6 protein-coding genes are annotated in these 6,014 nt (G+C 70.6%); 2 read left to right on the top strand and 4 right to left on the bottom strand.

Annotated features, from left to right (window positions below):
- Positions 1-348: 348 nt before the first annotated feature.
- Complete coding sequence (locus tag AC5LSR_RS00030; protein WP_250280456.1) at positions 349-525, bottom strand: hypothetical protein; 177 nt, start codon at positions 523-525, stop codon at positions 349-351.
- A gap of 342 nt (positions 526-867) precedes the next feature.
- Between AC5LSR_RS00030 and AC5LSR_RS00025 the strand changes: the two genes are divergently transcribed.
- Positions 868-1,479, top strand: a complete 612-nt coding sequence (locus AC5LSR_RS00025) for a hypothetical protein (RefSeq protein ID WP_250280455.1) — start codon at positions 868-870, stop codon at positions 1,477-1,479.
- Positions 1,480-1,769: 290 nt separating this feature from the next.
- Here AC5LSR_RS00025 and AC5LSR_RS00020 read toward each other — a convergent pair whose 3' ends face one another.
- From AC5LSR_RS00020 to AC5LSR_RS00010, 3 genes are all read right to left on the bottom strand, one after another.
- Complete coding sequence (locus AC5LSR_RS00020) at positions 1,770-2,612, bottom strand: rhomboid family intramembrane serine protease (RefSeq protein ID WP_250280453.1); 843 nt, start codon at positions 2,610-2,612, stop codon at positions 1,770-1,772.
- A 159-nt stretch (positions 2,613-2,771) separates the two neighbouring features.
- Positions 2,772-3,557 carry a phytanoyl-CoA dioxygenase family protein gene (locus AC5LSR_RS00015; RefSeq protein ID WP_493468038.1) on the bottom strand — a complete coding sequence of 262 codons (786 nt, stop codon included), beginning with the start codon at positions 3,555-3,557 and terminating at the stop codon, positions 2,772-2,774.
- A 65-nt stretch (positions 3,558-3,622) separates the two neighbouring features.
- Positions 3,623-3,916, bottom strand: coding sequence for a GlsB/YeaQ/YmgE family stress response membrane protein (locus AC5LSR_RS00010; protein WP_250280448.1), 294 nt, complete (start codon positions 3,914-3,916; stop codon positions 3,623-3,625).
- Positions 3,917-4,218: 302 nt separating this feature from the next.
- Between AC5LSR_RS00010 and bioA the strand changes: the two genes are divergently transcribed.
- Positions 4,219-5,553, top strand: coding sequence for an adenosylmethionine--8-amino-7-oxononanoate transaminase (gene bioA / locus AC5LSR_RS00005; protein WP_250280444.1), 1,335 nt, complete (start codon positions 4,219-4,221; stop codon positions 5,551-5,553).
- The last annotated feature ends 461 nt before the right edge of the window (positions 5,554-6,014 follow it).

The raw sequence follows: 6,014 nt of genomic DNA, 5'->3' as shown, positions 1-6,014 counted from the left end.
CCTGTAACCGCACGTCATATTCTGCAAACAGATTCTAGCCCGAGCTGGAACGGTTCGACCCGCAGGTCCCGGGTAATCACGAGATGCCCTCCTTTGCCGCGGCCGGCACATACCCCGACACGCCCGGTGGCGGAGCACTGGTAGCGGGCGTGTCGGGCCGGCCGAATCCCCGGTTCCGACCGGCGTGGCGTCGTCACCGGCGTTGCCACCGCGGGTGCCGTCACCGTTGTGCCGTCACCGTTGCCGGCGTGGCTCTCCGCCCAGGGGTGCCCACGGGAGGTGAGCCGGGCCCGGTCAGGCAGCCGGCCGGCGCCCGTGCGAGGGAGGCGGCCCGGGCGCGGGCGCCGGTCAGAGCTGGATCTGCACGCTGCCGCCGAGGAGCAGGACCGGCCAGCTGGTCACGGCCAGCACGAAGGTGGCGAGCTGGGATCCGGTGTGCACCTGGTAGTCCCTGTTGATCGCGACGATGATGCCGACGGCGAACCAGATCAGGGCGGCGAAGGGGACCTGTACCCGGGTACGCATGATGGTCCTTTCCCGGGCCGAGGGGCCCGCGGGGCTCGTGGGGAGCGCGTCCGGGCGGCGGCCCGCACGGGCGTCGTGCCCGGCGCCCCACCGGGACGCCCCATTCCCGATCAGCGGATTGGTCGATCTTTGCTCCCGGTCGGGTGCGCAAACACCTTGTGGGCGTATGTGTCGGCGATGTCTCGTGAGCACCCCGGTGCCGGAAGCGACCGCATCGTCCGGGATGATGCGCTATCGGTTCCGCGAGCCGGCCCGCGGTTGTCACGGTTCGGTTGTCATTGGCTGTCATGCTCCGGTTGTCACGGTCCGGAGTTATCCACATATCTGGAGAGGATGTTGTAGATGGGTCTGGGTAAAGGCGGCGCGGAACCGGGTCCTGCGACCGTCGAACAGGTGGTCAGGATTCTGGAGGAGTATGTGGGTGCTCTGCCCACCACCGATCTGGACGAGCCACACACCGTCACCTTCGTGCGCGCCTGGACGCTGACGCGCATCCTGGGCGGGACCACCTCGTCAGCCGCCGTGTCCGCGGCTGACGCACCGTCGGCTGACGCACCGTCGGAGGGCGCACCGCCAGCCGCCCCGCTGTCAGGCGGCGCGTCGTTGCGGGTCGGCGGCACGGTCGTGCGCCGGTACGCCGCGCGGGAGGAGCGTGCCGACGAGGTCGACGACCAGCGGACGTACGAGCAGCTCGTCGGTGCCGCACAGGCCCTGGCCGCGCGGGGGTTCCCGTCCGAGGAGGTCTACGAGGGCTGGCGGACGGTCGCCATCGACCTGCCCGTGTTGGCCGTGCCGCTTCCCGGCCCGGCCGGAGGTGAACCAGCAGGCGGCGACCAGGCTGGCGGTGAGCCGATAGGGAAGAGCGGCCCGGCCGGGAAGGACTCGGGGAAGAAGACGGGGAAGAAGGCAGGGAAGAAGCGGCGCCTGTGGCGGTCGACGCCGGTTACCGCCTGAACATGCCGACCACCGGCGGGTGGCCCGGCACCGGCCCGGGAGCCCGCCGCCAGGGCGTGTCTGATGGATGTTGGTCGATGCAGGCGTCCGGGCGCCGCCCGCGCGACCGGCCCGGGCCGCCGCGTTCGTCCGTGCCCGTCCACCGCGATGACCGCGGCGGGCGGGGGGACTAGCCCGGCGGCCCGTCCCTTCTTGGGCGTATAGCGTAAAAACACGGCGGGAGTGTCCCGCCGGCCGGCCGGGGGTGCCAGCGGGCCGGCAGCCACCCCCGGCCCGCATCGCCCGGCCGGTCAGGGCCAGGGCATCCGACGGACCCACCACTGGTCGGGCGGCTGGTACCGGGCCGGCCCCGCGGCCCGCAGCTTGCGGACGAACGGCAGGACGGCCAACGCGCCGAAAACGAACCCGACCACATGGGCGCCGTAGGCGACGCTGCCGCCCTCGGCGACACCCATACCGATGAAATAGACATACTGCAGCAGGAACCAGAACCCGAGCACTATCCAGGCCGGCAGCCAGAACGGCAGGAAGAACAGGAACGTGACAAGGCCGATGACCCGCGCCCGCGGGAAGACGACCAGGTAGGCGCCGAGTACGCCGGCCACCGCCCCGGAGGCGCCGATGAGCGTCGTGGTCGAGTCCGACTCGAACAGCGCGAACCCGTAGGTGGCCACGTACCCGCACGCCAGGTAGAAGATCAGATAGAGGAAGCGGCCCATCCGGTCTTCCACGTTGTTGCCGAACACGCCGAGGAAGAGCATGTTCCCGAGCAGGTGCAGCCAGCTCCCGTGCAGGAACATCGCCGTGAGCACCGACAGGACCGGTGGCTTGGTGTACGGCGGCGGCGACTCCTGCTGGCAGAGCACATGGCCCTGCGGATCCACCCCCACGGCCTGACCGGTGAGCGCCTTCGAAGCGGGCCGGTTCTCCAGGATCTCGGTGGGGACCGCGCCCCAGCGGTCGAAGAACCGCTCCTGCTCGCAGACGCTCGCCGGAGTCGTGGTGTCAGCCCCGGCGACCGAGGTCACGACCGGCTCGAAGAACACGAAGACGACGACGTTGACCGCTATCAGCAGCCAGGTGACGACCGGCCGGCGACGCAGCGGGTTGATGTCGTGAATCGGTAGGACCACGCACCCATCCTGCCCGCGCCGCCCGCGTCACCGACAACCGCATCCACCCACCGCCGCCGTCCCGCGTACCCTCACCGCCGACAAGTGGCCGTTGTGATCCCGATGCCGTTCCGGCAGCACCAGAATCACAACGATGATGAAATTCGCGGGCGGCCGGGGTCAGCGCAGGGCGTTCTTGTTGAAGGGCTCGAGCTGTTCGCCGGCGGCGAGGGGGCGGCCGCCCAGGTAGCTGCCGCGCATGTGCCGGCGCACGCCGCCGGGCGGATCCTCGGTGGCGCGGGCGGCGGCGTGCCACAGGTCGCTGTGGTGCAGCAGCACGTCACCGCGGTCGCAGTAGAGCGCCACCTCGCCGGGGATCCTGCCGAAGCCGGCGGGGACGGCGTCCCAGTCCCCGTGGTGGCTGCCGGGCACCGCCCGCAGGAAGCCGTTGGCCGGCGATGTCGCGTCGATGTGGAAGGTCAGCGCCACGCCGGGCCAGATGTCCGACGTCGGCCGGGACTGGTGGTCGCTGTGCCAGCCGATCCGCGTGTAGGTCATCCCGGCGCCGGGGCGGGCGTCCTGGTAGATCACACCATGATCGTCCACGTCGTACAGCCAGTAGCCGTCGCCGAGGATGCGCCGGACGAGCGCGAGCAGGACGGGGTGGCGGATCGCGGCCGCGGCGACGGGGGAGAGGTTCGTCACCCCGACGACATAGTGCACGTACGGCGGATGCTCACCGTCGAAGTCGCCGCCGAGATCGTCCCCGGCCCAGGAGCGGTCGAGCTCGCCGGTGCTGATCCGGCGCTGGAGGCCGGCGAGCGCGGCACCGAGCTCAGCCGTCTCCTCCTCGCCGAACAGCCCGCGGACGATCACGAAACCGTCGCGGTCGAAGTCCGCGGCCAGCCCCGTGATCGTCTCCGATGCCTCGGGCGTCTCCGACAACGTGTCGACACCGTTCGTCATACGGCCATCATGCAGTGCGGGTACTGGGTCGGGGCCGCTCACGGCGGACGTCGGAGAGCCAGGGCCTACCGATACTGGCGGTGCTCGTCGGGACGCTGGGTGTTGCGGTTGAGCCACAGGGGCGTGAGGAGGACGATGAGGCCGGCGGCCACACCGACCTGCAGGATGTGGCGTATCCAGTCGAAACCGCCGGTGTGGCGGACACCGAGCACACTGGCGATGATGTTGCCCACCAGCGCGCCGACGATGCCGACGACGATCGTGAGCCACAGCGGGATCCGCTGCGGCCCCCGGACGGCCAGTCGTGCCAACAGGCCGATCACGAGGCCGGCAAGGATGATCCAGATCAGTTGAAACATGGTGGCCTTCCCCGGTGGGAGTCGTTGTCACCAGTAACTGTCACCAGCCGTTGTCACCAACGGTGGGATTATCTCCACGCGGCTTCCTCGCAAACGCCGATGGTCCGTTGCCGCCTGTCCATACCGCGACAGCCGGCCGCCATGACCACCGCGGGACATGCCGTCCACCCAGCCGTCACATCCGCCGCGGATGCTCAGACGGCCAGGAGCGCGCCGGGATCGGCGGTGGGCCGTGGGCCGGTACGGGCGGGACGGCGTACGCCGTATGACGCGTGATGGACGGGGCACGGTAGACATGGCGTATGGGGCATCGTCCGCGGCATCGTCCGGAGGGAGACACGTCGGCTCGGTACGCCGATGTGGGGGAGCTGCTCGCCGACGACCGGGCGCATGTCTGGCATCCGTACGCGTCGGCGACCGACCCGCTGCCGGTGTTCCCGGTGGCGTCCGCGTCCGGGGTGCGGCTGCGGCTGGCCGACGGGCGGGAGCTGATCGACGGCATGTCGTCGTGGTGGGCCGCCATCCACGGCTACGCCCACCCGGTCCTGGACGCGGCGGTGCGCGACCAGCTCGACGACATGGCCCATGTCATGTTCGGCGGGCTGACCCACGCGCCCGCGGTGACGCTGGCCCGCACCCTGGCCGAGATCACCCCGCCGCCGCTGACCAGGGTGTTCTTCTGCGACTCCGGGTCGGTCTCCGTCGAGGTCGCGATCAAGATGGCGTTGCAGTACGCGCGGGGCCGGGGACGCCCCGGGCGGACGAGGCTGCTCACCGTCCGCCGGGGATATCACGGGGACACCTCCGGCGCGATGGCCGTGTGCGACCCGGACACCGGCATGCACCATCTGTTCACCGGCCTGCTGCCGCGTCACCTCTTCGCCGAGGCGCCGCGGCCGGGCTTCGACGAGCCCTGCGAGGACGAGCACGTCGCCGGTATCGCCCGGCTGCTCGACGAGCACCAGCACGAGATCGCCGCGGTGATCTGCGAGCCGGTGGTGCAGGGCGCCGGGGCGATGCGCTTCTACGCCCCGGGCTGGCTGGCCCGGCTGCGCGAGCTGTGCGACGCCTACGGCATCCTGCTCATCGCCGACGAGATCGCGACCGGGTTCGGACGCTCGGGGGAGCTGTTCGGCTGCAACCACGCCGGGATCAGCCCGGACATCATGTGCGTCGGCAAGGCCATGACCGGGGGATACCTGTCGATGGCCGCAACCCTGTGCACGGACGAGGTGGCGGCCGGGGTGTGCGGGTCCGAGGCGGGCGTGTTCATGCACGGGCCGACGTTCATGGGCAACCCGCTGGCCGCGGCGGTGGCGAACGCCAGCATCGGCCTGCTGCTGTCCGGGCCGTGGCGGCGCCGGGTCGGTGATCTGCGGACCTGGCTGGCCGAGGGGCTCGCGCCTGCCCGCGCGCTGCCCGGTGTCGCCGACGTGCGGACACTGGGCGCGATCGGGGTGATCGAGACCCGGGAGCCGGTCGACATGCGGGTGATCCAGCCGCTGCTGGTGGAGCTGGGGGTCTGGGTGCGTCCGTTTGGCCGGTTGGTGTACGCAATGCCCCCATACGTCATGACGCGCCCAGACGTCGCCGCGCTGACCGCCGCCATGGTGGAGGCGGTCGCCCGCACCACCTGATGATCTAACCGCTTGACCTGCGGCAACGGGCCCGCCGGAACGGTTGTGTGCCGTATCGGGGCCATCTTCTCGGGCATCGTCCGACGGTTCCCGACACAGGGACAACATCGAAGTGGTTGCGGTCGCCGGGCCACCCTCCGTACTCTTTGCTTCTGTTGGTGACTGTGAGTAGCAGGCCGGTGCGAATCAAACCGGAACGAGGCGAACGGGAGGAAGGTCGGCCCACCATGATGTCCCGCATTTTGTTACCTCCTCTCCGGGGAACGGTGCCTCTGTGGGGAACGGCGAATCCGGGGAAAACCGCGCATCCCGCTGGAACAACGGCGCACGGCACGCCCGCGCCGGCGGGCTCCACCGCCGGCGGAACGGACATGTGCCCGCCACCTTGTCCGCCATGTCCGCCATCCCGTCCACCGTCGCGCTCCCCCTCTCAGCCATCCCCTCAGCCGCCCTCCCCGTTC

This window comes from Protofrankia sp. CiP1_Cm_nod4, assembly GCF_982290645.1.
Note: the sequence above shows the minus strand (reverse complement) of the source record. Positions and strands in the feature narration are given on the sequence as shown.

Excerpts from the sequence above, each read along its gene's own strand:
- AC5LSR_RS00030 (WP_250280456.1), bottom strand. The coding sequence starts at position 525 with ATGCGTACCCGGGTACAGGTCCCCTTCGCCGCCCTGATCTGGTTCGCC.
- AC5LSR_RS00025 (WP_250280455.1), top strand. The coding sequence starts at position 868 with ATGGGTCTGGGTAAAGGCGGCGCGGAACCGGGTCCTGCGACCGTCGAA.
- AC5LSR_RS00010 (WP_250280448.1), bottom strand. The coding sequence starts at position 3,916 with ATGTTTCAACTGATCTGGATCATCCTTGCCGGCCTCGTGATCGGCCTG.
- bioA (WP_250280444.1), top strand. The coding sequence starts at position 4,219 with ATGGGGCATCGTCCGCGGCATCGTCCGGAGGGAGACACGTCGGCTCGG.
- AC5LSR_RS00015 (WP_493468038.1), bottom strand. The coding sequence starts at position 3,557 with ATGACGAACGGTGTCGACACGTTGTCGGAGACGCCCGAGGCATCGGAG.